The sequence below is a fragment of the Phormidium sp. FACHB-592 genome, assembly GCF_014695795.1.
Lineage (GTDB): Bacteria > Cyanobacteriota > Cyanobacteriia > Leptolyngbyales > Leptolyngbyaceae > Stenomitos.
The window spans coordinates 530,137-555,962 of record NZ_JACJOZ010000103.1 but is presented as its reverse complement, the minus strand read 5'-3'; the positions used below and the strand labels follow the sequence as shown (position 1 = coordinate 555,962).

Annotated in this window: 24 protein-coding genes, 1 tRNA gene and 1 pseudogene; 22 read left to right on the top strand and 4 right to left on the bottom strand. The window is 49.3% G+C overall.

Annotated features, from left to right (window positions below):
• Both H6F86_RS29250 and H6F86_RS29245 read left to right on the top strand, forming a co-directional pair.
• A pseudogene (locus H6F86_RS29250) lies at positions 1-180 on the top strand (photosystem II q(b) protein); the annotation flags it as partial.
• 183 nt (positions 181-363) lie between these two features.
• Complete coding sequence (locus H6F86_RS29245; protein ID WP_347241328.1) at positions 364-1,251, top strand: alpha/beta fold hydrolase; 888 nt, start codon at positions 364-366, stop codon at positions 1,249-1,251.
• A gap of 440 nt (positions 1,252-1,691) precedes the next feature.
• Here the strand turns inward: H6F86_RS29245 and H6F86_RS29240 are convergent, their stop codons facing one another.
• Positions 1,692-2,081, bottom strand: a complete 390-nt coding sequence (locus H6F86_RS29240; RefSeq protein ID WP_190454328.1) for an SH3 domain-containing protein — start codon at positions 2,079-2,081, stop codon at positions 1,692-1,694.
• Between the two features lie 164 nt (positions 2,082-2,245).
• On the opposite strand from H6F86_RS29240, the gene H6F86_RS29235 reads away from it, so the two are divergent.
• The 3 genes from H6F86_RS29235 (at position 2,246) to H6F86_RS29225 (ending at position 5,106) form a co-directional block, all read left to right on the top strand.
• Positions 2,246-3,316 (top strand): alcohol dehydrogenase catalytic domain-containing protein, encoded by a 1,071-nt coding sequence (locus H6F86_RS29235; protein WP_190454326.1) that lies wholly within the window; start codon positions 2,246-2,248, stop codon positions 3,314-3,316.
• A 252-nt stretch (positions 3,317-3,568) separates the two neighbouring features.
• Entirely contained in the window at positions 3,569-4,111 is a 543-nt protein-coding gene (locus tag H6F86_RS29230; protein WP_190454324.1) for a hypothetical protein, read from the top strand.
• A gap of 59 nt (positions 4,112-4,170) precedes the next feature.
• Positions 4,171-5,106, top strand: coding sequence for a hypothetical protein (locus H6F86_RS29225; RefSeq protein ID WP_190454321.1), 936 nt, complete (start codon positions 4,171-4,173; stop codon positions 5,104-5,106).
• A gap of 288 nt (positions 5,107-5,394) precedes the next feature.
• On the opposite strand, the gene H6F86_RS29220 is transcribed toward H6F86_RS29225, so the two are convergent.
• From H6F86_RS29220 to H6F86_RS29210, 3 genes are all read right to left on the bottom strand, one after another.
• A tRNA-Ser gene (locus tag H6F86_RS29220) sits at positions 5,395-5,486 on the bottom strand.
• Positions 5,487-5,648: 162 nt separating this feature from the next.
• On the bottom strand, positions 5,649-6,743 hold the full coding sequence (gene mraY / locus H6F86_RS29215; RefSeq protein WP_190454318.1) for a phospho-N-acetylmuramoyl-pentapeptide-transferase: 1,095 nt from the start codon (positions 6,741-6,743) through the stop codon (positions 5,649-5,651).
• Positions 6,744-6,834: 91 nt separating this feature from the next.
• On the bottom strand, positions 6,835-7,074 hold the full coding sequence (locus tag H6F86_RS29210) for a DUF3134 domain-containing protein (RefSeq protein ID WP_190454316.1): 240 nt from the start codon (positions 7,072-7,074) through the stop codon (positions 6,835-6,837).
• Positions 7,075-7,372: 298 nt separating this feature from the next.
• Here H6F86_RS29210 and H6F86_RS29205 point away from each other — a divergent pair, with 298 nt between their 5' ends.
• From H6F86_RS29205 to hpxO, 17 genes are all read left to right on the top strand, one after another.
• Positions 7,373-7,957, top strand: coding sequence for a PAP/fibrillin family protein (locus H6F86_RS29205; protein ID WP_190454307.1), 585 nt, complete (start codon positions 7,373-7,375; stop codon positions 7,955-7,957).
• 157 nt (positions 7,958-8,114) lie between these two features.
• Positions 8,115-9,035 carry a PD-(D/E)XK nuclease family protein gene (locus tag H6F86_RS29200; RefSeq protein WP_190454303.1) on the top strand — a complete coding sequence of 307 codons (921 nt, stop codon included), beginning with the start codon at positions 8,115-8,117 and terminating at the stop codon, positions 9,033-9,035.
• Positions 9,036-9,124: 89 nt separating this feature from the next.
• Complete coding sequence (locus H6F86_RS29195; RefSeq protein WP_242033728.1) at positions 9,125-9,595, top strand: GNAT family N-acetyltransferase; 471 nt, start codon at positions 9,125-9,127, stop codon at positions 9,593-9,595.
• 343 nt (positions 9,596-9,938) lie between these two features.
• Positions 9,939-10,151: a hypothetical protein gene (locus tag H6F86_RS29190; protein WP_190454299.1), complete on the top strand. Its 213-nt coding sequence runs from the start codon at positions 9,939-9,941 to the stop codon at positions 10,149-10,151.
• Between the two features lie 81 nt (positions 10,152-10,232).
• Positions 10,233-10,955: a DUF6745 domain-containing protein gene (locus H6F86_RS29185; RefSeq protein WP_190454297.1), complete on the top strand. Its 723-nt coding sequence runs from the start codon at positions 10,233-10,235 to the stop codon at positions 10,953-10,955.
• Between the two features lie 18 nt (positions 10,956-10,973).
• Positions 10,974-11,198: a hypothetical protein gene (locus tag H6F86_RS29180; protein ID WP_190454294.1), complete on the top strand. Its 225-nt coding sequence runs from the start codon at positions 10,974-10,976 to the stop codon at positions 11,196-11,198.
• Positions 11,199-11,229: 31 nt separating this feature from the next.
• Positions 11,230-11,877 carry a TVP38/TMEM64 family protein gene (locus H6F86_RS29175; protein WP_190454291.1) on the top strand — a complete coding sequence of 216 codons (648 nt, stop codon included), beginning with the start codon at positions 11,230-11,232 and terminating at the stop codon, positions 11,875-11,877.
• A 245-nt stretch (positions 11,878-12,122) separates the two neighbouring features.
• Complete coding sequence (locus H6F86_RS29170) at positions 12,123-12,956, top strand: beta-1,6-N-acetylglucosaminyltransferase (RefSeq protein ID WP_190454288.1); 834 nt, start codon at positions 12,123-12,125, stop codon at positions 12,954-12,956.
• A gap of 6 nt (positions 12,957-12,962) precedes the next feature.
• Positions 12,963-14,294 (top strand): P-loop NTPase fold protein, encoded by a 1,332-nt coding sequence (locus H6F86_RS29165; RefSeq protein WP_190454285.1) that lies wholly within the window; start codon positions 12,963-12,965, stop codon positions 14,292-14,294.
• A gap of 238 nt (positions 14,295-14,532) precedes the next feature.
• Positions 14,533-17,703 carry an ATP-binding protein gene (locus H6F86_RS29160; RefSeq protein WP_190454282.1) on the top strand — a complete coding sequence of 1,057 codons (3,171 nt, stop codon included), beginning with the start codon at positions 14,533-14,535 and terminating at the stop codon, positions 17,701-17,703.
• A gap of 117 nt (positions 17,704-17,820) precedes the next feature.
• A complete protein-coding gene (locus H6F86_RS29155) occupies positions 17,821-18,606 on the top strand; it encodes an HAD family hydrolase (protein ID WP_190454279.1) in 786 nt (261 codons plus the stop codon).
• Positions 18,607-19,125: 519 nt separating this feature from the next.
• The gene (locus tag H6F86_RS29150; RefSeq protein WP_199305554.1) at positions 19,126-20,982 is read left to right on the top strand and encodes an NACHT domain-containing NTPase; all 1,857 of its coding nucleotides are present in this window, start codon (positions 19,126-19,128) and stop codon (positions 20,980-20,982) included.
• The gene (locus H6F86_RS31810) at positions 20,945-21,439 is read left to right on the top strand and encodes a hypothetical protein (protein ID WP_199305553.1); all 495 of its coding nucleotides are present in this window, start codon (positions 20,945-20,947) and stop codon (positions 21,437-21,439) included. The genes H6F86_RS29150 and H6F86_RS31810 overlap by 38 nt, the downstream gene beginning before the upstream one ends.
• Positions 21,440-22,775: 1,336 nt before the next feature.
• Positions 22,776-23,312 (top strand): response regulator, encoded by a 537-nt coding sequence (locus H6F86_RS29145; RefSeq protein ID WP_190454276.1) that lies wholly within the window; start codon positions 22,776-22,778, stop codon positions 23,310-23,312.
• Positions 23,305-23,562 (top strand): histidine kinase dimerization/phospho-acceptor domain-containing protein, encoded by a 258-nt coding sequence (locus H6F86_RS29140; protein ID WP_190454274.1) that lies wholly within the window; start codon positions 23,305-23,307, stop codon positions 23,560-23,562. Before H6F86_RS29145 ends, H6F86_RS29140 begins: the two co-directional genes overlap by 8 nt.
• Positions 23,563-23,771: 209 nt before the next feature.
• The gene (locus H6F86_RS29135; protein WP_190454271.1) at positions 23,772-24,176 is read left to right on the top strand and encodes an ATP-binding protein; all 405 of its coding nucleotides are present in this window, start codon (positions 23,772-23,774) and stop codon (positions 24,174-24,176) included.
• Between the two features lie 235 nt (positions 24,177-24,411).
• Positions 24,412-25,575 carry an FAD-dependent urate hydroxylase HpxO gene (gene hpxO / locus H6F86_RS29130; RefSeq protein ID WP_190454268.1) on the top strand — a complete coding sequence of 388 codons (1,164 nt, stop codon included), beginning with the start codon at positions 24,412-24,414 and terminating at the stop codon, positions 25,573-25,575.
• Positions 25,576-25,826: the final 251 nt, after the last annotated feature.

Genomic DNA, 25,826 nt, shown 5'->3' with positions numbered 1-25,826 from the left:
TTCAACCAGAGCATCATCGACTCGCAGGGTCGTGTGGTGGGCACTTGGGCGGACATCTTGAACCGGGCGAACCTGGGGATGGAAGTGATGCACGAGCGGAATGCGCACAACTTCCCGTTGGACTTGGCTGCGGGTGAAGCGGCTCCGGTTGCTCTCTCGGCTCCTGCTATCAACGGTTAGTCGACTGACGACGGCTCGACTGTTCCACTGATTCAGTTGATTGATTGATTAAGCAAAGAGCGCTTCCTCACATGAGGAAGCGCTCTTTGCTTTGGAGGCGTACAGTGTAATTTAAAGTGGTTGAAAGTCAGGACGATCGCGATGATTAGCGGCAGAAACAGGCGCTTTTACAGACGAAAACAAGTGTTGCTCTTGATTGGTGCAGTTGCGATCGCTTACACGTTAGCCTGTCTTTTACTCTTCTTTGGGCAACGCTACTTGCTCTATCGTCCTAAGCCTGAGCTTACGATGCTGCCTAATGCAACGGCGTTTAACTTGCCCTATGAGGATGTGTGGACGCCGATCGCAGGAACGCATGATCAACTACATGGTTGGTGGATACCCTCACCTTCTATACAAGAGCGCTATGCAGTAATCCCTGATGAGCCTGCGAACGTATTGACCGCGCCAAAAGTCATGCTGTATTTCTGTGGAGTAGGTCGCAACATGGGCGACTACAACTACCTTGCGAGAGTTGCTGCTTTCCATCAGCTTGGTTTTTCTGTCTTTGTGTTTGATTACCGGGGGTATGGTCAGAGTAAGGGATCATTCCCTCACGAACGCCAAGTTTATGAAGATAGTGAGGCTGCCTGGTCTTATCTCCACAAGAGCCGTCATATACCGCCTGAACAAATTTTGCTATACGGGGAATCGTTGGGAGGTGCGATCGCACTAGACTTGGCTGTGAAGCATCCTGAAGCGAACGGATTAATCATGCAAAGCTCCTTCACGTCAATGGCTGATGTGTCTCAGCATCGGGGCTTCTCGCGGTTTTTTCCTGTACCTTGGCTGCTGACGGAGCGCTTTGATTCACTTTCCAAACTGCGATCGCTGCATATTCCTGTTTTATTTCTGCATGGAACTGCTGATTCTGTCGTGCCGCCTGAGATGAGCCAACGTCTGTATGATGCCGCTCCTATGCCCAAACAGCTCTTTTTCATTACTGGCGCTGAACACGTTAGGCTTTACCAGCCTGGAGTACAGTCATATTTGAGAGCTATTCAGCGGTTTGTTGGGCTCTTGCCACCCTAATGTTGAGCAGTAGACCACGTGCCCTTCTGTGTTCTTATGGATTTGTCTGCGGGTGAAGCGGCTCCAGTTGCCCTTTCCGTGTCTAGCATCAACGGTCAGTTTCAACACAGCTAGATTTCTGGAGAATTGATTACACAAGAAGCGCTCCCTCCCAGGAGGAAGCGCTTCTTGCATTTAGAGCCGAATAGCAAACTGACTTAGATAGGATTCGATTAGGTTCAACCTTTCCCGGATTATGTCAGGCTTAGCTAAAAAACATTTTGACTACGGATTTGAAATTTCAAATCGTCTTAGAATGCTGAAACCTTTCAGGGGGGGCAGATAGCATAGCGTGGAACTGTGATCATCAATTCCCTGAAAGTCCCTAAGTGTTTGTCGTAAGTAAGTTCTCTCAAACCGTAAAGGACTCATTAACTGGCTTCAACTTGGTTAGAAAGGCTTTAGTCCCGGCATTCTACAGGAGGAAGTTGGACAAAATCGGCACGTACCCAGCCATACGCACGACTTGTAGGAAAGCCCACCTGATACCAAACCTTCCCACTTTTGTCTTTGCGGCTCATCCATTGCTTGGGATTACCATTCTGGCTTAAGAAGTCAACCTGGTCTCCTGAAAGTCCATAGTGGCGAGCTTTGAAAGTGGTGCCAGGTCCTTCCCGCAGATTAATCTGTGCTTTGGCATCTTGAGCACGCAGTTTGGTGGAACAGTAGGTGCCATCTTTGGCTGGTGTATAGCCAGTGCCCGCGCCTGTCCCTCGCGCCTCTGCTACAGATGCAAAACTCAAGACGATCGCTAATCCTAACCCTGCACCTAAACACTGTTTAATTTTCATAGCTTCTAATGCTTTCTGTAGAGATTATTCATGAGTGTGCCCATAGCAATGCCACAAATCACGTTCTCACTCCAATCTCTATACGGCTCTCTGACGGTCAGTCTGGTTATGGCTAGGTAAACCAGTAATATGAGTGGTGGTTGGATCAATAGAGTAGAAAAGCGTTGCTAGCAGCATTATTGTACGGTCAAGAAGATCTCCGATTAGAAACAGTTGAAGACCCGACTCCAGCGGCGGGAGAAGTCGTTATCCGCGTCGGGGCAGCGACAACTTGTGGGACTGACTTGAAGGTCTGGCGGCGGGGTGGTCATGCTCGGATGCTGAAGCCGCCGACGCTATTTGGTCATGAGGCAGCGGGCGAGATTGTGGCGATCGGTCACGATGTAACGCACTGGAAGGTTGGCGATCGCGTGGTTGCTAACAACTCGGCTCCCTGCATGACTTGCTTTTTCTGCAAAAAGGTTGAGTATTCTCTCTGTCAGAACTTATTGTTCAACAATGGCACGTTTGCTGAATACCTCAAAATTCCAGCGGCGATCGTGCAGCATAACCTGTTGCCCATTCCAGATGCCTTGCCTGATGCTTTAGCGTCTATGACCGAGCCGCTGGCGTGCGTGCTACATGGGGCAGCGCGATCGAACGTGAAGTCGGGCGATCGCGTTGTGGTTTTGGGTGACGGTGCGATCGGTCTCATGTTTGTAGCAGCGCTGGCATTCGGTCAAGGCGAATGGTGCAACCAGCCATCAACAGTTAGCGGTCAACCATTTGCTGAGGTCATTCTCTTTGGTGGCAGTGACCAGCGGCTAGAGCTTGGCAAAACGCTGGGTGCGGTCAAAACGTTTAACTACCGTCAAGTAGAAAATGTGCCAGCACTGGTGAAGGAGTTAACAGAGGGATGGGGAGCCGATGTTGTGATTGAGGCAACGGGCGTACCATCCGTTTGGGAGATGGCGATCGCCTGTGCACGACCGGGAGCGACTGTTAATTTATTCGGTGGCTGTCCTCGTGATACCAGTATTACGGTGGATACAGAACGCCTCCACTACAGTGAGTTAACGGTCAAAGGTGTCTTTCATAACACCCCAACCTATGTTCGAGCCGCGCTAAAACTACTGGCAAGCCGTGCGTTGCCCTTTGAGCATCTGATTACCGAGCAGCAACCACTGGCGCAGTTAGGTCAGGTGTTTGAGGCGATGAAGCAGCGAAAAGTGGTGAAGGTGGCAATCGCACCCTAACCAACTTTTACAACTGTGTGCGATCGCCTGTACTGAGCGAAGTGCAACGCTGGAGCAAGCATACTAAGCCCTCAGTGAAAGCGTTGAAGGCAGCGAAGCCTTTAAGTAGCCTTAAGCAAGAGCCAGACTGGTTCAAGTGAAAACGCCTGCCCCTTGAAAGTTTTTGCCGACGAATCGTACAGATGTACTATAATTGTGGAAACGATCGTTCATGGCTAATGGGGCGATCGTTTTCCTACGTTTGGTTGCTGTATGAATGCTCCACTGAGCCTGCTACAACGCGCGAAGCAAGGAGACGCTGTGGCTATTGCAGTGCTGATGAATGATGCCTTGCAAGCTCAAGATATTTGGGTGAAAGCCATATTAGACGGCAGTTGCCTTCAGGTTATGTTAAAGGGACAGATGCCATTGCATCAGGCTAACTGCATTGCGTTTATCCGGCGAGGTTTACTGCGTCTTCAGCCAAAAGCGATCAATCAGGTCGTTGCTTACGGCTGGATGGTTGGCGATACATTCCCGCTGTGGATCGCAGCCTTTTCCCTGGAGCAATCTCTGCTGCCACAAAAGCCGCTCCACACTCTAGCAAACGGGGCGATAGAACCAGCGCTGGAGCATCCACTGGCTCCTACAACTGTTCCTGATACCAATACACGACCTAATCAAACCACCGTCCAGCAACCAATCGTATCGCTGGCTAAGTCTTCCAATACTGCCAAGCAACGCTCTGAACTTCTCAAGCTTGGCGTCGTCATTGTATTAACGACGGCAGTTTATTTTATGGTAACGGGCGTGTAGTTCCGGCGGTAGGAGGGAATAATGCGGGTAGGGGGATGGTGCCAGGAGGCGCAAACTCGATGATACAGCCCGATTGCCTTTCGACTATCAAGCGGCTTGCCAAACAGGGCGATCGTGCTGCCCTTGCCCAACTCATCAGTTATGCTGTTGCCCATAAGCAGATTGCTGCTACCGTAGCGTTTGATGCTGATCGTCTGCACGTTGGCCTGGAAGGGGCAAGCATTCCTAACCAGCAGATTGCTACGACGCTGATTGAGCGAGAGCTAGTAAGTCTTAGACAGGCTGCAATTACAACCGTTGTCATCAACGGCACCCAGACTGGAGCTAGTGAACCAGCCTGGGTGCATGAACTTCAGCTTGAGGCACCAGTACCAGTTGTTGCTAGACCGCTGAGACGATCGCCCTATGCAGCGCAACGCTCGCGTCGTCAAAAACCTTTTACCCTTACGGTGAACGATGTCCTGACGTTTTTGGCAACGTTTGACCCACCTAAAGCGGTCTTCGTCAGTCTTCTAGCGCTCTATGGCTTCTTTGGAGCTTCCAACTACACGGTAGACGGTTTCCTGGAAGGTTCCGATCGCATCATGATGTTTCTGCACGGCGTAAATTTGATTTTTCACGAAGCTGGGCACACCATCCTGGCTATCTTTGGGCGCTTTCTACACATTCTAGGCGGCTCGCTGATGCAGGTCATGGTGCCAGCGGTTATTGCGGGTTATTTTGTGGTGACACGTCAGATGTATGCAAGTGCGATCGCCCTCTGCTGGACGGCACAAAACCTTTGGGATGTATCCATCTACATCAAAGACGCGCAGGCGCGCTCACTGCCGCTGTTGGGTGGTGAAGGTGTGTTGCATGACTGGCACTTTCTGCTGCTCGACTTACATCTGCTGACTCAAGATCAACTGATGGGTGGCATTGCCTTCTTCTTAGGTTCGCTGCTGTATGTAGCTGCGATCGCGGGTGGCTTTTACTACGCTCGGATGGAGACTTAAACCGTTAGCTACCGACGAAATCCCTAGAAGCTACAAGCGTAGCGGTACAGCATTCTGCTCTAGCTTCGTTGAGTTTCATAGCAGCCGAAGAGAACGTTAGAACAGACCTAAACCTTGAAACTTCCTTTTAGCAAGGGCTTCGATTCATCCCCTATCCTGTTGCTATATGACTCAGGCAGCTTTCAGAGGCGACTGCCTTAACCCTATTGATATCGCTTACCACTACCGCTAACGTGTTGCCAGCCGTTATGTAAACAGAACAAGCTAGACAACGATGGACTATGAGAACGGAGAGGGAGGGATTCGAACCCTCGGTACGGTCTTACGATTCGTACAACAGATTAGCAATCTGCCGCTTTCGACCACTCAGCCACCTCTCCAGGTGATGGAACATCATAATAACAGATCTCACCTGCATCACACCAGCGCAAAGTAATTTCTTTTACGGCGGCTGGCTCAGGGCACGAAGAGCAAGACTCTGTGCCCTAGTTGCAAAAGACATCAAACGATCGCTCTGTAATTATCAGTCAATCAGTGAATGCTTAACAAACTGCCAACGTTATAAAGGACAACAGCCCAGCAATAACGTAAAAGGCAGCTACAATGCGTGTCTCGGACCAGCCTGAAAGCTCCAGGTGATTGTGATAGGGCGACATCTTAAAGAAGCGCTTACCGATACCATCTGAACCCTTGGTTGCCTTGTAGTAACCAACCTGGAGCATCACCGAAAGCGTCTCAATTAAAAACAGACCGCTGAGGATGAGCAACGCAAACAAACTATTTGTCATTAGCGCGACACCAGCAAGAGCACCCCCTAAGGCTGTTGAGCCTGTGTTGCCCATAAAAACACGTGCTGGATTGCGGTTGTGCAGTAAAAAGCCCAAACAGCTACCGCTTAGAGCTGCACAAAATAGCATTAGCTCTGGTGCTATTGGTGCAACAAGCGCACCCAAACCTAAGAGCGCGATCGCCACTGTACCACCCGCTAACCCATCAACCCCATCGGTTAAATTAGTGGCATTGCTTTCCGCAGCGAGCACAAAGACAGCTAGTAGCCAAAAAGTGACACCCAACGGCAGCATAAGACCAAAGGGGAGCGCTATGGTTGTAATAGTTGCAGGCTGCGTTAAAGCGAGCCAGAGACAGAAGATAGCCCCAACACCAACTTGCAACAAGAGCTTCATCCGAGGCGTAATGCCTTTGTTAGAACAGCCTCGAATAATCTGCCAATCGTCAATCCAGCCGATCGCGCCATAGGCAAGAGTCAAGGCAGAAACCGCTACGACTGACGGAGCAAAACCAGACCAGATCAGTGCTACCAGAAGCGCGATCGGCAGAAAGAAAATGCCGCCCATGGTTGGGGTACCAGCTTTCTTCAGATGCGACTTGGGACCATCTTCACGAATGACCTGACCTGCTTTGAGCGCTCGCAGCAACGGCACTGCCCAGAAACCAAGACCTGCCACTGCTAGGGCACAAAACCAGAACGGTAGTGTTAAAGAAAACACTTGAGTCAAGGCTCGTCCTGCTATTTCATCTGCGATGAGGGCAAAGGCACCTAGCCCCATCGTTAACAGTACAAATAGCCGTGTCCCGGAAAGATTTAACGTTTGAGTTGAAAATAACTTAGCGTCCACGAAACTCTCACTTCACTCCACACACACTGTCAACACGCGTTTCCTGTCAAGATTCGGAAAAACAACTAGGCTTTCAACAAACCAGGGTCATTTAGTCCTCTAGTTCCAATTCATCATCGTCGTCGTCAATGTCAAAACTATTATCTTCCCCTGCCATCAGATCGTTGAGTTCTTCGCCATCTGCCTCGCGGTAACTGACTTCCTGAACATCGCGTGCCAGCAAGCGACCAGTGCTTTCCAGCCAATCCAGGATTGAAGATTCTTGCTTTAGGGGGATGACTGCTGCTCGTTGGCTACGAGGTTCTTCACGAAGAGAGGGATTGTATGTCATAGAGTGCCTTGTGGTTTGTTTCAGTCGTGCAATCAATTCTTTTCAAATCTTAGCCAGAATTAGCACAACATTATTCGACTTTATGAATAAACAACCAGAGTGTATCACCATAGAAAAGAATTGCAAGAGTTTTTGCTGCTTAAAGGCAAGTTTGGCTTGTGGCGGAAGCGTCATGGCTGCATGATACGGCACCTGACCTTTTTTGCCCTCTTTTCTCTTTCCACGGGCTGTCTCTGCTGATCCGTAGCAAAATTAAATTAGATTCTCGTCCAGTTGTTGCATATATAGGTTGGCAGAAATGATTGGTAAAGCATCCTTACTAGAAGCGATCGCCGGTACAAATCGTGGGCTACTTGCCACCGACAGCGACAAGAATGCTATTGCAGTCGCGATCGCTCAACTAGAAGGATACAACCCTACACCGAAACCGCTCGAAGCAACCGCGTTGCTAGAGGGAAATTGGCGCTTGCTTTACACCACCAGCCAAGAGCTTTTGGGCATTGATCGTGTCCCGCTAGCTAAACTTGGGCAGATCTATCAGTGTATTCGGACTGCAACCGCAACGATTTACAACATTGCTGAAATTAGTGGGCTACCGTACCTGGATGGACTGGTGAGTGTAGCAGCTCGCTTCAGCCCTGCGTCAGAGCGGCGTGTGGATGTGAAATTTGAACGAGCCATCATTGGACTCACGCGGCTGATCGGCTACCAATCGCCCGATCGCTTCATTCAAGACATTGAAGCAGGTAGAAAATTTGCAGCGATCGACTTCAACATTGGCAATAGCGATCGGCAAGGCTGGCTAGACATCACCTATCTCGATGAAGACCTGCGGATTGGTCGTGGCAATGAAGGCAGCGTGTTTGTGCTGGCGAAGAAGTGAGGGGAGGAGGAAAGGCTAAAAGATGAGGGAGGAGGAATAAGGGATAAGGGAGAAGCAGAGGACACAATGCTAAAGAATTTGGCAGGATGGCTCGAAGTGCTGTTCAAAGTTCCTCTCTGACTGCTGCATCTCACAAGCATTTGACCAGGAAAGCGATATGAACGATCAAGCAGATAAGAATGATCAAGTAGATAAGACAGTCAGACTATTAGCCAACGAAAACGCTGCATCCTTTAGCCCTTATCCTTTAGCCTTTCCAATCAGGCTGTCTCAATCGCAGTTGAACCGTTTGGCTGCTTGCCCACGCAAATTTCAGCATACAGATTTAGAGCAGTTGGCAGCGCCGAGTGAACCAGATCAACAGGAACGGCAGAATCAGGGCACACGGTTTCACTTGTTAATGCAGCAGTGGTTGTTGGGGTTGCCTGTGGAGCCGCTGGTGCAGGAAGATCCCCAACTGCAAACCTGGTTTAGTGCGTTTATGGCAGTGGCTCCCAAAATTCTGACACTAGGAGTCGATCGTCCAGCCTGGGGGCAAAGCGAACACTCGCGCACACTAGCCTTTGAAGGCTACTTGCTGACGGTGGTGTATGACTTGTTATTAGCTAACGGTCAGCAGGCGCAAATTCTAGACTGGAAGACCTATCCCCGTCCGCAAAATCCGCGCTGGCTGCTGCAAAACTGGCAAACACGGCTCTATCCCTTTGTGCTGGCTGAAACGAGCGATTATGACCCTGATCGCATTGCCATGATTTACTGGTTTTTTGAGTCCTCTAATGAACAAACTCCAGAAGCCCGACGGTTCAGCGTTGCCTACGATACGATGCAGCATGAGCAAACCCGCAAGGATCTCACCCACTTGTTGAGCCGACTGACGGGTTGGCTAGAACGCTATCAGCAGGGTGAGCCCTTCCCACAAGTGCCGTTAGCCTCTAAGGAATGCGATCGCTGTAGCTTTGCCATCCGGTGCGATCGGGTGACGTTTCGAGATGAAAAGGAGCAATCACAGCAGTCGATCGATCAAGAAAATGCTTCCTCGTTACCCAATCTTGCCGACATCCAGGAAGTTGTTTTGTGAATGGGCAGAATTCAGCAGTCAGCAGTCAGGATTTCAAGGACAACTAACAACCAAAAACTAACAACTAGCAATCAACAACTCCTTCGACCATGACCGACATTGATAGATCTCCCGACGAATCACAATTAGCGATCGACATTCGCGAGATGGAAATTGATGACCTCGCGCCTGTGTTTCATCTAGGCGAAAACCTCTTCACTAGCGACCTGTACCCCTACATCTACCGCACCTGGGATCAGTGGGAAGTGATTGGGCTGTACAACACCGATCCAGAGTATTGTCTGGTTGCCGAAGTGCAAGAGCAACTAGCGGGCTTCATCCTCGGCACGATTATCAACAAGGCATCCTGGACGTATGGCTATATCATCTGGCTGGGTGTGAGTCCTGCTTTCCATCGGCGAGGCGTTGCTGACAAACTGGTTGATCGGCTAGTTGAACGCATGATTGATGATGGCGCACGGTTCATGATGGTGGACACTGACCCAGAAAATACACCAGCGCTGAAGTTTTTCGCCCGCAAAGCTTTGGCAATATTCGCAAGCACGTCTACCTATCAATGAACCTGAGCAAGCACGAATACTACGGCAAACTCATTGCCTACGAGCGCGAAAAAGCCGAACGCCAGGTCTGGAAACGCCCGAAGAAGCGATCGCCCAAAGCTTAAGCAGCTTGAGATTCCTTCCTAGAAGCTTGCTGTAGCGTTATTCTATAGATAGTTTATGGGAGATGTACTATTCCAACTGAAGAACAGATGCGAATGTGTTTCATTCTATGTCGATCACTCACCCAGCTCTATCGGTCTATCGATCTTGTGGATGTGGATGATCGAACCGGAAACGTTGTCATCCTGTCGGGAGAAGAAACACAAATTTCAGTTCGTCCCAATGGTCAGTGGAGGTTTGAATGATGAAGCCTGACTTTAGTGCTATGACTCGCAAGGAGTTACGGGTTTATTTGCTTACCCATCGGGATGATCGGGATGCTTTTTATGCCTATGTCGATCGATCTGAAGTCGAAGCCAACTGGCTCGAGTTTCCGCCTGTTCAATCAATGGATGAGCTGAAGAATTTCCCTGAATTTTTTGAAAAAGTGCGACGAAACGACACTGATGCCTGAGCAAGGCTTGATTTTAAGCATCCTTATTATTACTTGAGCGATCGCCCAAGGCTTAGACTAAGCGAAACAGCTTTCTAACTGATGAGCTACCTCACACCTGAGCAAGAAGCTCTGATACTGGTTTATCAGGAGAAGTGGCGAAAGATAGCGCTTTCGACGGAGCCGATCGATCGCCAAAAAACAGTGAGGATAATTCAGAAATTTTATGCTGTACTTTCTCAACAAAAGCCTCACGTTCTTTTCTTCGATAGCCCACTTGCAGCTTACTCAGAGCTACTACAACGAGGGTTAGAAGATCGGCTATTAGATCGCTTGTACTATAAACTTTGGCAAGCACTAAAAATCTCTGGCGAGCTGATAGATCTACCATCAGAGATTCAGCACAAGGAAAGAGGCTTGAAATTTCCAGAAGCCAATGATTTGTATAATGACTTGACGCATTTAAACGTTCAAATGGTGCAGCAGTTAGAGCTTCAGCTTCAAGTAACGCTAAAAGTAAGCCCTATATTAAATTCAATATCGAGCCAATTTCTTAGACCGATCTGTATGCCTCGGAATGATTTTTTTATTTCCATCTTGGACTATTCACATCAAGGGAGAATATGGCAGGTATGGAAATCATTAGCAGAAGAATGTGGTTGGATTTTTCCAGTTAAAAAATTCTGCTTTGTGTGCGAGCGCCCATACAAAATTCTTCTCGATGACAAGAATCGCCTTCATGCTGAAGGTGAACCCGCAATCCAGTTTTCTGACGGCTTCAGCGTCTATGCTCGTCACGGCATTAGCTTAGAATACAGCTCATAAGTCTATAGGGGACTGGTTATGGTACAACGGTACGACCCGTTGCGATATCTTCCCACCAATGAGGACTTGCCTTCTTTGGATGAGACCCTTATGGATCACGAACTGCAAAACCTGATTCCAAATTTGCTGCTGACCATTCTGGCAACCATCTGTGCTGATCGCCCAAAGCTTAAGGCGATCAGCACAGTTTTTTACTACAACGACCGAGGGCGACGCAGAGTTGTTTTCACGTTCATCGACTAATCGCTACTAGCGTCACTACTTAACGAACGTAATGGTCTTGAAATCCCGAATGGTGGCTTTTCTACTGGCAGGCATGGGTATTGCGATCGCGGGTGTAGCTGTGTATCGCAGTGGAGGCGTTCACCCTGGACAGCTTCAGGATTGGTTGCAACGGGCAGGCAACTGGGCACCGCTTTGCTATGTGCTGGTATACGTTGTGATGACGATCGTGGTGTTGCCGTCTACCCCGCTTAACATCGTCGGTGGAGCTATGTTTGGTGCCGGATGGGGCTTGGTCTGGACAAGCCTTGGGGCATTGCTAGCCGCGATCGTGCCGTTTACCTTTACGCGAACGGTTGGGCGAGAAATCGTTGCTCGACGACTGGCTGGGCGCTGGCAGGCAATGGATGCTGAAGTGCGCCACGGCGGGCTGTTCTATATGTTTGCGATTCGTCTCGTGCCTGTCATGCCATACGGTTTGGTCAATTTTGCGGCTGGGCTAACCGCTGTAAGCTTCAAAGATTATCTGCTGGGTACGGCTCTAGGTACTGTCCCAAGTGTCTTACCGTTTGTACTCTTGGGTAGCTATGGTGTGAGAGCAGTGCAAACCAGGGATGTGCTGCCGCTCATGGGCGCATTGGGTCTAACAAGTGTGTTGGTCGCAGGTTCGACGTGGTATCGCCATCGCATGAAGAAGTAAGGTATGAGGTGTGAGGTGACTGATCTGTAAGTCAAGGTCTTGAGGTGTAACGAAAAACAGCCGCTCTGACAGGGTGTTTGAAAGGTAAGACCATGACTCAAGCGAAGGGGCTTACGATTGGATAAATACTTAAAAAACTAGAGTTCCGACTGCCTTTGGAAGTAAAGATATACTGGCATCTAACAACATTCAGCGTTGGCTCTATCGCTAATTTTTTGGATTAACCTACTTTCACTTATGCAAGTATGCGAATTGCTTACATCGTGCTGGTACATCAGTATCCTGCTCAGTTGGTGCGGCTAGTCCATAAACTCAAGACTGAAAACACAAGCTTTTTTATACACATTGATCGCAAGGCAGCGCCAAGCATTTACCATGCCATAGTGAATGAAATTGGTAATTTACCTGACGTTTACTTGCTTAAACGGCACAATTGTTACTGGGGAGAACTGGGTCATGTTAACGCTACTATTGAGGGCATCAAAGCACTCTTAAACAGCAAAACTGTCTTTGACTATACCGTTCTGGTAACTGGTCAGTGTTACCCGCTCAAAGCCAATAGTGCTATTGAAATGTTCTTAAACGCACAGCAGGGCTTTTCTTTAATGGAACATTTTCCACTGCCCTCCTCATGGCAATGGCGCATTGAAAAGTGGCACATACGGTTCTTTTCTAAAAAGTTTATGGTGCCGAAGCGACAAAGCAATCTTTCCATCAAACGACGCTTCCCGTCTGGTCTTGAACCGTTTTGTGGTTCAGCTTATTGGTGCTTATCTAGAGAATGTATAGAGTATATTGATAAATTTTTGCATCACAACCATAACTTTATTAACTTCTTCCGCTTTTCGTTCGCTCCTGATGAAATGTTTTTTCAAACAATCCTTCTTAATTCACCCTTAAAACACACGATCATTAATGATAACTACTGGTATATAAAATGGTTGCCTGCTGCTGCAAATCCAATTGTGTTAGGTGTCGCTGATTTTGAGACTATGACAACATCATCAAAACTCTTTGCTAGAAAGTTTGATGCTACTCAAGATCCAGAAATTTTAGATAGGCTCGATCGCGCTCAATAACGATTCATGACTATTAATGCGTCTCAATTTCTCAAAGCCTGTGATCCGAGTCGAGCGCTGTCGATTAGCAATCCACAAGACCGGAGTTACTACATCGATTTTGCACCTGTCCGTGGCAGCAATATTATTCAGGAGCTAAAGCGGACGATCGCCCTACTTGCTGATGAAGGCACCTGCCAGCTTTTTACAGGACACATCGGCTGCGGTAAATCGACGGAATTATTGCGGCTCAAAACTGAGCTAGAACAACAAGGCTTCTACGTTATTTACTTTGTCTCCACCGAAGATTTAGATATGTCGGATGTGGATGTCACCGATATTTTGATTGCGATCGCCCATCAAGTCAGTGAGAAACTAGAATCGGATCAAATCCGGCTCAAGCCAAAGTATTTTGCCAATTTGTTTGCTGAAATTGGTGACATCTTGCAAACGCCGATCGAAATTTCGCAGGTCGATTTTTCGGTTGGTATTAGCAAAATTACTGCTAGAACCAAAGATAGCCCGCGCTTACGCAATCAGCTTCGGCAGTACATGGAGCCACGCACCAATGGCATTTTGCAGTCGCTAAATGAAGAACTGCTGGGGCAAGCCAATCTGCAACTCAAGCAGCGTGGCAAGCAGGGCTTGGTTGTGATTATTGACAATCTTGATCGCGTTGACGCGAGGCAACTCCCCTCCGGACGGACGCAGCCAGAATATTTGTTTGTCGATCGGGGCGAGCAGCTTTCTAAGCTCAATTGTCATGTGGTCTACACTATTCCGCTGGCGCTCGTGTTTTCTAACGAAGTCGAAATTTTGAAGCAGTGGTTTGGCGGCGGCGTGTCGCCCAAAATTTTGCCGATGGTGCCAGTACAGCGACGCGACGGGACTCATGCTGAGGATGGTATTGCGCTGCTGCGGCAAATGGTGCTGGCACGAGCGTTCCCTGGGCTTGATGCCGCTCAACGTCTTGCCCGTATTCCCGAAATGTTTGATTGCGTTGAAACGCTCGATCGCCTCTGTCTCATTAGCGGCGGTCACGTCAGGAATCTGCTAGGTTTGTTGCGTAACTGCGTCCAGCGAGGCGATCCACCCTTTTCGCGCGATGCAATAGAACACGTCATTCGCGGACAGCGTGACGCGCTGGTCAGGACGATTGATGATCAAGAATGGGCGCTCATTCTCCAGGTGGTGGAACAACAGAGCGCACGTGGCGAAGTGGAGTATCAAACGCTGCTCCGCAGCATGTTTATGTTTGAGTACCAGGATCAACAGGGCGGCTGGTTTGGCATCAATCCGATGCTGACAGAAACGAAGAAGTATCAAACGTGGGCAGAGGGGAGAGGTGTGAGAGGGTGAAGAGAGAGGCGGCGCAGTAAGAAGGTGAAGAGTAAAGGGGTGAAGAGTTGAAGGAGTGAAGGGGTGGGAAGGTGAAGAGAGCGGCAGATTGGTGAGACGGTGGAGAAGTGAAGGGGTAGAAGATACAGTAAATTTCGTTGTCACTGTTCGATTTTTGGCTCCTGCTTCTCAAGCTTCTGCCTTTTGCCGTCTTCTTCCACGTGCCAGGATGTAACGTACAACAATAGGGCTTTAGGCTATGAGCACGACTCCGCGACCGCGACCAGAAGCCTATGTGGAGAATGATCGATCGCTGGATACCCTCATTCGCGCTATTACGCTATCGCGGCATCAGTTTGCGCTGATTTTGGTGCGCTGCAACTACACCAAACTGCGCGATCACTTGATGCAACAGTTTAAAAAAAACTGCCCGTTTCCCATCCGTGAATACACTCTGCCCGAATCGGCAAAGACGCTTTATACGAGCATTCGGACAGAGATGAAGGATGACGGGCAGACGTGTGGGGCGGCTGCGGAGGCAGGGGCGCAAGAAGAGTTTGCTCAAAGTTTAGAAGTGCAAAGTGCTGCCAACGCTAACACAACGCCTGACTCGCGGCTCCAAACTTCCGATAACCCTTTCCCACGCTGCCAACCGCCGAACGCTCTGATGGTTTATGGATTAGAGTCGGTCACGGCGATCGATCAGGTGTTGTTAGCGACTAATCTGGTGCGCGAGGAGTTGCGCAAAAAGTTTCCGTTTCCGCTGGTGCTATGGATCAACGATCGCATTCTGGCAAAGCTCGATCGACTGGCACCTGATCTCAAAAGTTGGGCAGGCAATACGGTCATCTCGTTTGATGTGGCAGCAGAGGATGTGGTGGAAGGCTTGCGACAGCATACCGATCGCCTCTTTGCGTCTATCCTGGACGCTGGTGATGAGCAGTTTTTACCCAACTGGGCGCTGCTGCAACCGGGCAATACTGGTACGTGGGGTACGAATTCACTTCGACGTACAGAGCTAGAATTTGCCCTCGATCGCGTGCTGACCAGTGGTCAAACCTTCGATCCTGCGCTTCAAGCTAGTCTCGACTTTTTGCTAGGGCAGGATGCTCACGCGCAAGGAGAACTAGAAACGGCACGCCTCTGTTACGAACACAGCTTGAAGTTCTGGCGAGAGGAAAGCAAGCGGCAGCAAGCGCAAAAGTTGTCAGAGTCCTTTGTTTTGCTGCCTTCTGCCAGAGAACGATCGGCGTGCGTACTGGTTTACCTGGGGCTGTGGTGGCGATCGCAAGCAATGCAACAGCGCACCGCCTATGCCAACGCCTGCCAGCAAGCACGCAACTATTTTCGGCGCGGTCTGGAAGTGTTTGAGCAAGCCAACCGTCAGGATCTTGTGGCACGGTTCATCATCCCGCAAGCCGAAACGCTGCAAAAGCTGCAACAGTGGCACGAACTGGAGATGATGGCAAAGAAGGCACTCGTGTTGCACAAACTCTATGCCGATCCGGTGCGGCAGGCTCGTGATCATGGCTTTCTGGCAGAAGTGGCGCTTGCACGGTCTGATTGGGCGGAGGCAAAGCAACAGGCAGAAACCGCACTCCAAATCCTGGCAACAACCGCTGCCACGATCGAGCAAGTGGCAGATCCGCCACCCAATCCTCATCTTGAATTCAGCCTGGAGATGGCGCGACGGTATCATCAGGGCTGGTATCTGCTGCTGTTGGGTAGAGCTGCAGCGAACCTGGGGCAGATAGAAGCTGCGATCGACCATCTAGAAGCAGCGCAGAACCAAACCTACCCACTGGATGATCCCCAGCTTTATATCAACATCCTGCGGCATCTACGAGAGCTTTACTTTCAGCAAGGGCGCTACCTGGAAGCGTTTTACACGAAGCAAACGCGACGATCGCTGGAGCATCAGTACGGGTTTCGTGCCTTTGTTGGAGCGCTGCGCTTAGAACCCCAGCAACCCCTGCCAGCTCTGCTACCTGGGCAACCTCTACCCGAAAGTCCCCTGGCACTGGAGATTAAAGCCTCTGGTCGTCAACAAGATGTCGATCGCTTGGTTGCCCGTATGGGACGCAACGACTTCAAACTTACGGTGATTCACGGTCCCTCTGGTGTGGGCAAAAGCTCGATCGTCAATGCGGGTCTGGTGCCTGCGCTCAAAGAACGAGCGATCGGCGATCGTCTCGCGCTGCCCATCCTGCTCGATGTCTACACCGACTGGCAAGCAACGTTAGAAGCGAAACTAGCGATCGCGCTGAGATGGCAAGAAGCAGACGGCAGAAGGCAAGAGACGGAAGACAACACAACTCAAGCCCTCCCTCATCCCTCATCCCCCCTCCCCTCCCTCGTCGCCCAACTTCGCCAAGCCACTAGCCTCAACCGTCTCCCCGTTCTCATTTTTGACCAGTTTGAAGAATTCTTCTTCGTCCATGAAACCGTGCAGCAGCGTCGTCCGTTTTACGAGTTTCTGCGTGATTGCCTGCATCTTGACTTTGTAAAAGTTGTGCTGACCTTGCGGGAGGACTATCTTCATCATCTGCTAGAGTTTCACCGCTATGCCAGCCGAGACGGCATCAACCTGGATAGCATCACCGATATTCTTGGGAAAGATGTGCGCTACGCTCTGAACGACTTTTCCCCAGAAGATGCGCGATCAATTATCAAAAGCCTGACTAACCGCGCTCAGTTTTACCTGGATGAGGCGCTGGTAGAAGCGTTGGTTCATGACCTGGCAGGAGAAGACGGGGCGGTACGAGCGATCGAACTGCAAGCGGTGGGTGCTCAACTGCAAGCCGAAGGCATCACGACCCTGGCAGACTATCGTCAGAAAGGACCCAAGGCAAAGCTGGTGGCGCGATCGCTCGACAATGTAGTGGAAGACTGTGGCACCGAGAATGAGGTTGCCGCGCGTAATGTCCTTTTTTTGCTGACAAACGAAAATGGTACTCGTCCGCTCAAAAGTCGTGAAGACCTGGAAACCGATCTGGTCGATCTGGGTTTGACCGCTGAAATTAACAAGCTGGATCTGGTGCTGGATGTGCTGGTTGGCTCTGGTCTACTGTTTCTTGTGCCCGAAAACCCTGCGAATCGCTACCAGCTTGTACATGATTATTTAGTCAGTTTCATTCGCCAACAGCAGGCAGAAACGGTGGCTAATTTAGAGTTGCACGATCGATCTGACGACGCTTCAGAGCCAGAGCAGAGCCGAAAGCGACTCATCAGCCTGCAAGAGCAAAATATGTTTCCAAAAGACAGCCTTGACCCAACTCGGTTCACCCGGCGATCGCTAAAGCCCCTGCTGCTCCTCTTTTTAATGACACTACTTGCTGCTATGTTGGCGGTTAGCTTGAAGCCGCACTCCAGTACATACCAACCCCAAAAAGCGACAGCCATAGCCAGTCACACCGTTGCTAAACCTTAGTTAATTCTGTCTTTGACCAAACTTACGTAGTATGCAGTTTTCCTCTCTGTGACTGAGGTTGCACTGTGATGGAAGCAGGTGCGGTAGTGTAACGGATGTTGTTGTCTTCCACTCGTGATGTCTGTTAACGCCCCCACTGTACTTGCGCTCGACTTTGATGGTGTGCTTTGTAACGGGATGAAGGAATACTTTCAGACAGCGTGGCGTGCGTATTGCAACCTCTGGCAACCTGAAAACACAACACCGCCAGAGGGCTTGGCTGAACGCTTTTACCGCACTCGTCCAGTGGTGGAAACAGGCTGGGAAATGCCGTTACTGCTGCGATCGCTCTTGCTGGGCACTCCGGAAGCTGAGATTCTACTCCATTGGACTGCGATCGCTCCGTCCTTGGCTGACAAAGAAGGCATCGCACCAACGCAACTTGCGGCTGAAGTAGATGGGGTGCGCGATCGCTGGATCTCTACTGACGTGCGTAGCTGGCTAGCTGAGCAAGAGTTCTACCCCGGCATCATTCCGCAATTACAGATGTGGCTGACTGGTACGACGGCAGTGGTAATCGTCAGCACTAAAGAGGGACGCTTTATCCAACAACTGCTGCAACAGCACGACGTGGATTTCACAAAGCTGCAAATCTTCGGCAAAGAGGTAAAGCGACCAAAACCCGAAACGCTGCGATCGCTGATAGCAGAGCATGGGAGTGATGCAACAGTTTGGTTCGTCGAAGATCGGCTGCAAACCCTTCATGCAGTGCGTCAGCAGCCAGATCTGAATGATGTAAAACTTTTTCTGGCTGACTGGGGTTACAACACGCCAGCAGAACGCAACGCGATCGCGCAAGAACCGCACATTCACCCACTATCCTTACAAACGTTTAGCCAACCTCTAACCACCTGGATCGTTTAGTTAGGGACAAAAGGTTGTTTGTTTTCAACGAGCCTCTTCATAATCTGGTACAGCGGTACTGAACGAGAGAGCAGGGGTTTTAGTCTTCCTTCTAGCCGCTTTAACTAGTTTGTCTGTCACCATACGCTGAACGGCTACTCAAACCCGGTTTCATACTCTCTGCCCTTTTTAGAGTTGTCGCTCGACTCAACGCCTTTAAGGTGTTTGAAATGAGCCGTAATGGTTGAATTCGTTGCAAAAATTTAGAAAATCATTCCAGGTAGTTTCACCTCTGGTGAGGCGACAGCACGCCAAGCCTGTAAAAGCTGAAAGTCATTCTAGGCATCATTTATAGCCTCAATTACATTGCAGTCTTGAGAACGTGCAGGTGAATCCGCTGGTTGAATTCTTTGTCTTTCGCTCAAGCTGTAACCAGATCGCTTGGCTGATGTATATCTTCCGCCATTTCTATGTTCCACACCGTAGAGGGGTCTTAGTATGAAGGCATTGATATGAATTTTTATTGATTAAATTTACTTTATGGTTAAACGCTCGCTCCAAGCATCAGAGCTAGGCATTCAGGAAGCAAAACGAGCCTTTGCTTTGAAAGGTTGGACGCAAGAGAATCTCGCTGGCGAGGTGAACTTAAAGACGCGCCAACCGATCTGGCGCTTTTTCTCTGGTCAGTCTGTAGAACGCCATGTTTTTCTCGAAATCTGCTTTGTGCTGGGGTTGGCTTGGCGCGAGATTGCCATGAATCCACCCGCCGACTTTCCAGAAACGTCTGGGAATAGTCAGTCTGCGGGCGTTGATCTAGAGGCGCTTGTACAAAAGGTGCGATCGCACCGATCCGCCAAAATTCAAGACCAGTGCGGCATCTTGCAGCTCTTAGATATCAGTCGTCCCGTCCGCATTGATGACATCTATATTGATGTCAATATCTTGGAGGAAATTGCGAGCCAGCAATCGGTGGCGATCGAAGACCTGAAAAACTTGGGACCCGAAGCGTTCAATCGCTTTGGGCTTGGCACGGTAGACCAAAAGCAAGTACCGGGTATACAGGTAGTCGAAACGTATTCTAAGCTCCGGGTGTTGGGCAAACCAGGCGTTGGCAAAACCACGTTTCTACAGCATCTCGCTATCCAGTGCAATAACGGCACGTTTGCCGCAGACCGGGTGCCCATCTTTATCGCGCTGAAAAACTTTGCGGACGAGTCTAGAAGCAGCGGCGAGTTCAGCCTTTTAACCTACATCCGTCAAGAATTTTTCACCGCTGGTTTGACCGACCCAACTGCGATCGAAACGCTGTTGCAAGCAGGCAGGGTCATGCTCTTGTTGGATGGCATGGATGAAGTGCTGAATCAAGAGAGCACTGCCGTCTTACGCGAAATGCGTCGCTTTGCGGATAAATACCACAGCAATCAGTTTGTCGCGACCTGTCGCACGGCAGCGCAAAAGCTCAGGCTGCGGGGCTTTACCGATGTTGAAATTGCCCCCTTCAGCCAGGGGCAAATCACTGCGTTTGCCCAAAAATGGTTTGTTGCCTTCACCAAAACCACTGCTCAGGCTGGGCAGGCAGAGTCCGATCAATTTGTACAGAAGCTGGACTTGCCGGAAAACTGGCAGTTTCGCCAACTGATTGTTACTCCCCTGTTTTTGCATCTTGCCTGCTGGGTGTTTCATGGTCAAGCAAAATTTCCGACCAAGCGCACAGAGTTTTACAAGCAAGGACTAGACCTGCTTTTGGGCAAATGGGATGAAGCTAGAGGCATTGAGCGCGATGATGTGTATCGAGACTTTTTATTGCCCCAAAAGCTCAAGCTGTTAAGCCAGATTGCAGCGGCATCGTTTGAGCGAGGTCAATACTTCTTTGAGCAGCGCGTGCTGGAACAATACATTGGAGACTACATACGGAGTTTGGCAGCGGTTCCCCCTGAGCCAGAAGCCCTGCAAGTTGAAAGCGAAGCAGCGCTAAGGGCGATCGAAGCACAGCATGGTCTCTTGGTAGAACGGGCACGCGGGGTGTTTTCCTTCTCCTATCTGGCGTTTCAAGAATACTTTACAGCGCGCAACATCGTTGCCAGCTATAACTTAGAGGCATTTGAGCAAGCCCTCAGTGGGTTGGTCAGCCACCTCACCGATCCACACTGGCGCGAAATCTTCTTGTTGACTACGGCAATGCTGCGGAGCGCCGACTCTCTCATGCAGTTAATGAAGCAACAGATTGATGCGTTGGTTGCGAAAGACCCTTACCTACAGGAGTTTTTGACCTGGGCAAGCCAAAAAGCGCAACTTGTTCCATCCCCACCGAAGGTCGTGACGGGACGAGCCTTTTACCTGGCGCTTGCTCGGACACCTCATGTTGCGTCTCAATTTGTTTTACGCCAGCACCCTTGATCAGGGAATGTTTCTAGATGCGGCGCTGGATGACTTGCTGCTCAATTGTGCGATCGAGCAAAGCCAGTCTTTTGCTCATGCTTATGCCTGTAGCGATGCGCTCAACAACCTTTTGGTGATTGTGCTAGATGCTGGCTTTCAAAAATCACTGCAACAACTTAAAGATCAATTACCCAATGCCACTCAAAATCAGCATCACTGGCAACTCTGGTGGAAGACACACTACGCTGCCTGGGTAGAACAATTGAGAAGTACGATCGCAGACTATCGTAATATCCACCACCAATGGCAGTTTAGCCCTGAGCAACAGCAAACGCTGCAACGTTATTACGATGCCAACCAACTTCTGCTGGATTGTTTACGCAGTAATTCTGAGGTAACAGCCGCAGTGCGACAAGAAATTGAAGCAACATTATTATTGCCGCAGAAAGAACTTGAGAAGAGAGAGTGGGAATAAAGGTTAGCTTGCGATTCTTTTTACCGAAAGTTCAAGTTTTTAGCTTAACTTATACAATCTAAACCTTATTCAAACAGTCGGTATACGCGATTTCTAACCTCTGGTTGTTACGCTTGAAGTAGAAGCTAAACAACTGTCAATTTAGGACAACGTGCAGACAGCAAATCTGTCTTACATAAACGTTGTCTTTTATTGGAAATTAAGTTACTGGCTTGGGATAGGAAATGAAACCGGGTTATAAAAAGCTTTTGTAAGAAAGCGATACCGTTGTCAAATTAAACGTCATCTACAGTGAATACATTCATGTCTGCGTCAAGTTCATTCTCAACGCATTTAAGGCTCGATCGTAGTCATCAGTTATTTTCTGACACAGTAGCCAAACGCTCAACCCCATATCGGCATCATTGCTTGCTTTGTTCAGCAGTCTTACTACGTCATATGCGCTCAGGTGGGCTTTATTGGCGCTGTAGCTATTGCCAGGAAGAAATGCCAATTTTATAAAACGACATTGGTTTGAACGAGACTAGAAAAAATAGCATCAAAGCTTGGGGATCCATAAAGCTGATCAAAAATTGTCTTTCTTTAAACAAAGATCAGTACCTCCAAGTTTAGATCCAGAAACTTGTTTTCTCCCTGTCTCTAGCTTCAAAGAATGGTGTTAGAAAACCTTCTCTGTTTGTAGATTCTGCCTCACTAAGCACCACTATCGTTTTGGTACCCACTCAGCTATAGATTGGCGCTGTACCTAACGCCATTTCAATCAGATAAGTAGTTGATCTTAATTATTCGTAAGCTGCATTGAGACATTCGACGTGAGTTTTCGACCTAAGCGCTCAAGTCGAGGGGCACTCAGCCCTACATATATGCGGGTTAAGCGCAGTCGAAACCCGGTCTCTCAGTGGTGCTTAATTCAACCCTCCTGCTAGCAAAAGAATGAGGGTTAAGGGATAAATCGAAGCCCTTGCTTAAAGAAAGTTTCAAGGTTTAGGTCTTCCTAACGTTCTCTTCGGCTGCCATATGTCCATTTTCCGGTTTCAGAATGAGAGCTATAGAGGCGCTTCTTACAAAGCTTTAGAGCAGACGTACACCAGAAGTTAGGACATTTTGAAGTCAGTCCTAAGCCTTGTTACATTTTGTGTCGTACTCACTCAACCGATCTAATTCACTCAAGAGATCAAACGGTCATCTGCCAATGTGTAGAGATTGAGCTTCTCATCTAAGTTCATGCAGAAAGCTTCTCCTTAACTGTTGGCTAACCCGATCGGTTTACTCTCTTGAGCCGATTGGGTTTTCTACTTTTCCATCACGGGTGTAACGCCTATCTGGAGGTCTTAACATGCTTCTTACCCATCCCCGATCTTCTCGAATTGAGCTACTTAAAGGCGTGCAGGTGCTAGTGGTTGATAACGATCAAGACAGCAGAGTGCTTTACCATGCTTTGCTCAAAGGTTGTGGCGCAAATGTCGTTAGCTGCGACTCTATCAAGGAAGCGTTAACTGTCTTTGATTGGCTCTCACCTCAGATTTTACTTTGCGAGATGCGCTTTTTAGGCGAAAGCATTGAGACCCTGGTCACAAAATTGCATGACATGGAACGAAAGGGCGGTCAGTACATTCCGGCGATCGCCATTACGACCTTGATTACGGATGGCCTTGCCCAAATTCTCAACACTGGTTTTGAGGGCTTTTTGTTGAAGCCAATTGATCTAGATGAGTTAGTCTGCATGATGCGGCATCTAGTGCGTACCAGAAAAACGAAGCTCTTTGCTTACAGCCCTATAGAAACTAAGTTAAGAGCTAAACGAGCAACAAAAACTCATGTGCCAGGAGCGCTGACAAATTCCACACATCCAGTCGAGAATTATAATGATTAAAAGTGCAAAAGCATCGAGCGAAACACAAGCAAAGCTTGAGCAACTTAAAGATAACTTCTTAAGCACGGTTTCACACGAACTGCGATCGCCAGTGACTAATATCAAAATGGCGACTCAGATGCTAAAAATCCTCTTTCAGGATGACGATCTGCAAGCGCCACCAATTACTGCTCGTCTAGGTTCAGCTTCAGCTTCTAAGCCACCACAGACCTCTCTAAACGGACTGGTGAAGCACTCTCATCATCATTAAGAGTAAGAGCAGCACATTACATCCAACTTTTAGAACGTGAGTGCGATAAAGAAGTTAACCTCTTAAACAACTTCCTTGATTTACAACAGCTTGATGCAGGCACGTATGCCTTTAGCCACATAACCATTCAGCTTAAGAATTGGCTACCACAGATCATTAAGCCCTTTCTTGATCGCATTGCTACCCAACAACATAACTTTCAGGTTGATGTGTCTGATCGCCTGACCGCTATCATCACCGATCCCATCAGTCTACGGCGTATTTTAGGTGAGTTGCTGACCAACGCCTGCAAATTTACGCCTCCTGGAGGCACTATTGCGCTGACGATACTTTTCCCTGAATCAACTCTACCTAAAGGCAAGGAAACGTTGCAGCTAACGATCATGAATACAAGGGTCGAAATTCCTGCCCATGAACTCCCTCGGCTCTTTGATCGGTTTTATCGTCTCAACAGCGATCGCTGGGAACATGGTGGCACAGGGTTAGGGTTGGCACTTGTGCAAAAGATGACGGCTTACTTAGGCGGTACGATCGTGGCCGAAAGTAGCGGTGGAAAGACCAGCTTTACCCTGACCGTGCCCATTCACGACGTTTGCATAGTCAAGCAACCTTAATCATGACCTTGAGTCATCAGGCATTTGCCCATAACCAGGACTTTTAAACAACCAACCTACATTAAGGTATGGCTGGAGTGCTGTAGTTATGCACGATCGCACCCTATCTGTTATTCCTAGATTTAAGTGAGCCAGAAAGCAAAAACTTTCTCCAATGGGCTGCTTTTGTATCAAACAATTCAGATCCTTTAAAGCAGCTATGCGGTGCTGGTAAGGATGAGACGAGGAATGCAGCATGGATAATCTGAAAGTGATTGTGATTGGTGCTGGGATGGGTGGCTTGACCACAGGCATCGCCTTGCAGCAGGCGGGCTACACCGTTGAGCTTTACGATCGTGTCCGTGAGTTACGTCCCGCAGGTGCTGCCATTTCGCTCTGGTCAAACGGGGTGAAGGTGCTAAATCAACTGGGTTTAAGTCAGGAGATTGCTAGCATTGGCGGGCAAATGGATCGCATGGCGTACTACAGCCACACCGGCGAAAAACTCAATGATTTTAGCCTGCTCCCTTTAATTGAACGGGTGGGTCAGCGTCCGTATCCGGTGGCACGGACTGATCTGCAACAGATGCTGCTGCAAGCCTTTGGAGCCGAGAATGTACGTCTGGGCATGAAGTGTGTTGGTGTCGAACAGGATGCAACTAGCGTGACTGCCCGCTTTGAGAACGGCAGCACTACAACAGGCGATGTACTGGTTGCAGCCGATGGCACGCACTCGCTCCTGCGTCCCTACGTGTTAGGGCAACCGCTCGATCGTCGCTACGTGGGTTACGTCAACTGGAATGGGCTGGTGCCTGCAACGGATGAACTGGCTCCCCCTACAAGCTGGGTCATCTATGTGGGTGAACACAAACGCGCCTCGTTGATGCCGATCGCGGACGATCGCTTTTACTTCTTCTTCGATGTGCCTATGTCCAAGGAGAAGGCTCAGGAGTCCGGTGAGCTTCGTGCTGAGCTGGAACACTCTTTTGCTGGCTGGGCGACCCCGGTGCAAACGTTGATTCAATGTCTGGAGCCAGACAAAACCAATCGCGTGCTGATTCATGATATTGAACCGCTAGAAACTCTGGTGCGTGGTCGCGTCGCACTACTGGGAGATTCTGCACACGGTGCTGCGCCTGATTTAGGGCAGGGTGGCAGCCAGGCGATCGAAGATGCGTTTGTGTTGACAAATTGTCTGAAAACTACGACCCTTAGCGTCGCTGATGCCCTCCAGCACTATGAAGCCGATCGTAAAGAGCGCGTTGCCGATATCATCACTCGTGCCCGCAAACGTGCCGATATGATCCACGGCAAAGACCCCGCAAAAACCCAAAAGTGGTACGAAGAACTGAAGTATGACGATGGCACGGAGACGATCGACGGTATTGCGAAGACAATTCTGACTGGACCGTTGGGGTGAAAGGGGGAAAGTGAAGAAGGGAAGGGGTGAAGGGCTGAGGAAGGGCAGAGGTGAGGGGGTGAAGAAGGGCAGAGGTGAAGGGGTGGGGATCGTTCGCGCCTGACATTACATAAGCTGCCTACGTAGGCTAGCAGGCATCAAGGTTGGAGCATCCGCGTAGGCAGTTTAAGCTTTTTGGGTATGGCAGTCGAAGAGAACGGTAGGACAGGCTCAATCCTTAAAATGTCCTTTGAGCAAGGGCTTCTATTCAC

Excerpts from the sequence above, each read along its gene's own strand:
- H6F86_RS29240 (WP_190454328.1), bottom strand. The coding sequence starts at position 2,081 with ATGAAAATTAAACAGTGTTTAGGTGCAGGGTTAGGATTAGCGATCGTC.
- H6F86_RS29230 (WP_190454324.1), top strand. The coding sequence starts at position 3,569 with ATGAATGCTCCACTGAGCCTGCTACAACGCGCGAAGCAAGGAGACGCT.
- H6F86_RS29225 (WP_190454321.1), top strand. The coding sequence starts at position 4,171 with ATGATACAGCCCGATTGCCTTTCGACTATCAAGCGGCTTGCCAAACAG.
- H6F86_RS29210 (WP_190454316.1), bottom strand. The coding sequence starts at position 7,074 with ATGACATACAATCCCTCTCTTCGTGAAGAACCTCGTAGCCAACGAGCA.
- H6F86_RS29205 (WP_190454307.1), top strand. The coding sequence starts at position 7,373 with ATGATTGGTAAAGCATCCTTACTAGAAGCGATCGCCGGTACAAATCGT.
- H6F86_RS29200 (WP_190454303.1), top strand. The coding sequence starts at position 8,115 with ATGAACGATCAAGCAGATAAGAATGATCAAGTAGATAAGACAGTCAGA.
- H6F86_RS29195 (WP_242033728.1), top strand. The coding sequence starts at position 9,125 with ATGACCGACATTGATAGATCTCCCGACGAATCACAATTAGCGATCGAC.
- H6F86_RS29190 (WP_190454299.1), top strand. The coding sequence starts at position 9,939 with ATGATGAAGCCTGACTTTAGTGCTATGACTCGCAAGGAGTTACGGGTT.
- H6F86_RS29185 (WP_190454297.1), top strand. The coding sequence starts at position 10,233 with ATGAGCTACCTCACACCTGAGCAAGAAGCTCTGATACTGGTTTATCAG.
- H6F86_RS29180 (WP_190454294.1), top strand. The coding sequence starts at position 10,974 with ATGGTACAACGGTACGACCCGTTGCGATATCTTCCCACCAATGAGGAC.
- H6F86_RS29175 (WP_190454291.1), top strand. The coding sequence starts at position 11,230 with ATGGTCTTGAAATCCCGAATGGTGGCTTTTCTACTGGCAGGCATGGGT.
- H6F86_RS29170 (WP_190454288.1), top strand. The coding sequence starts at position 12,123 with ATGCGAATTGCTTACATCGTGCTGGTACATCAGTATCCTGCTCAGTTG.
- H6F86_RS29165 (WP_190454285.1), top strand. The coding sequence starts at position 12,963 with ATGACTATTAATGCGTCTCAATTTCTCAAAGCCTGTGATCCGAGTCGA.
- H6F86_RS29160 (WP_190454282.1), top strand. The coding sequence starts at position 14,533 with ATGAGCACGACTCCGCGACCGCGACCAGAAGCCTATGTGGAGAATGAT.
- H6F86_RS29155 (WP_190454279.1), top strand. The coding sequence starts at position 17,821 with ATGTCTGTTAACGCCCCCACTGTACTTGCGCTCGACTTTGATGGTGTG.
- H6F86_RS29150 (WP_199305554.1), top strand. The coding sequence starts at position 19,126 with ATGGTTAAACGCTCGCTCCAAGCATCAGAGCTAGGCATTCAGGAAGCA.
- H6F86_RS31810 (WP_199305553.1), top strand. The coding sequence starts at position 20,945 with ATGTTGCGTCTCAATTTGTTTTACGCCAGCACCCTTGATCAGGGAATG.
- H6F86_RS29145 (WP_190454276.1), top strand. The coding sequence starts at position 22,776 with ATGCTTCTTACCCATCCCCGATCTTCTCGAATTGAGCTACTTAAAGGC.
- H6F86_RS29140 (WP_190454274.1), top strand. The coding sequence starts at position 23,305 with ATGATTAAAAGTGCAAAAGCATCGAGCGAAACACAAGCAAAGCTTGAG.
- hpxO (WP_190454268.1), top strand. The coding sequence starts at position 24,412 with ATGGATAATCTGAAAGTGATTGTGATTGGTGCTGGGATGGGTGGCTTG.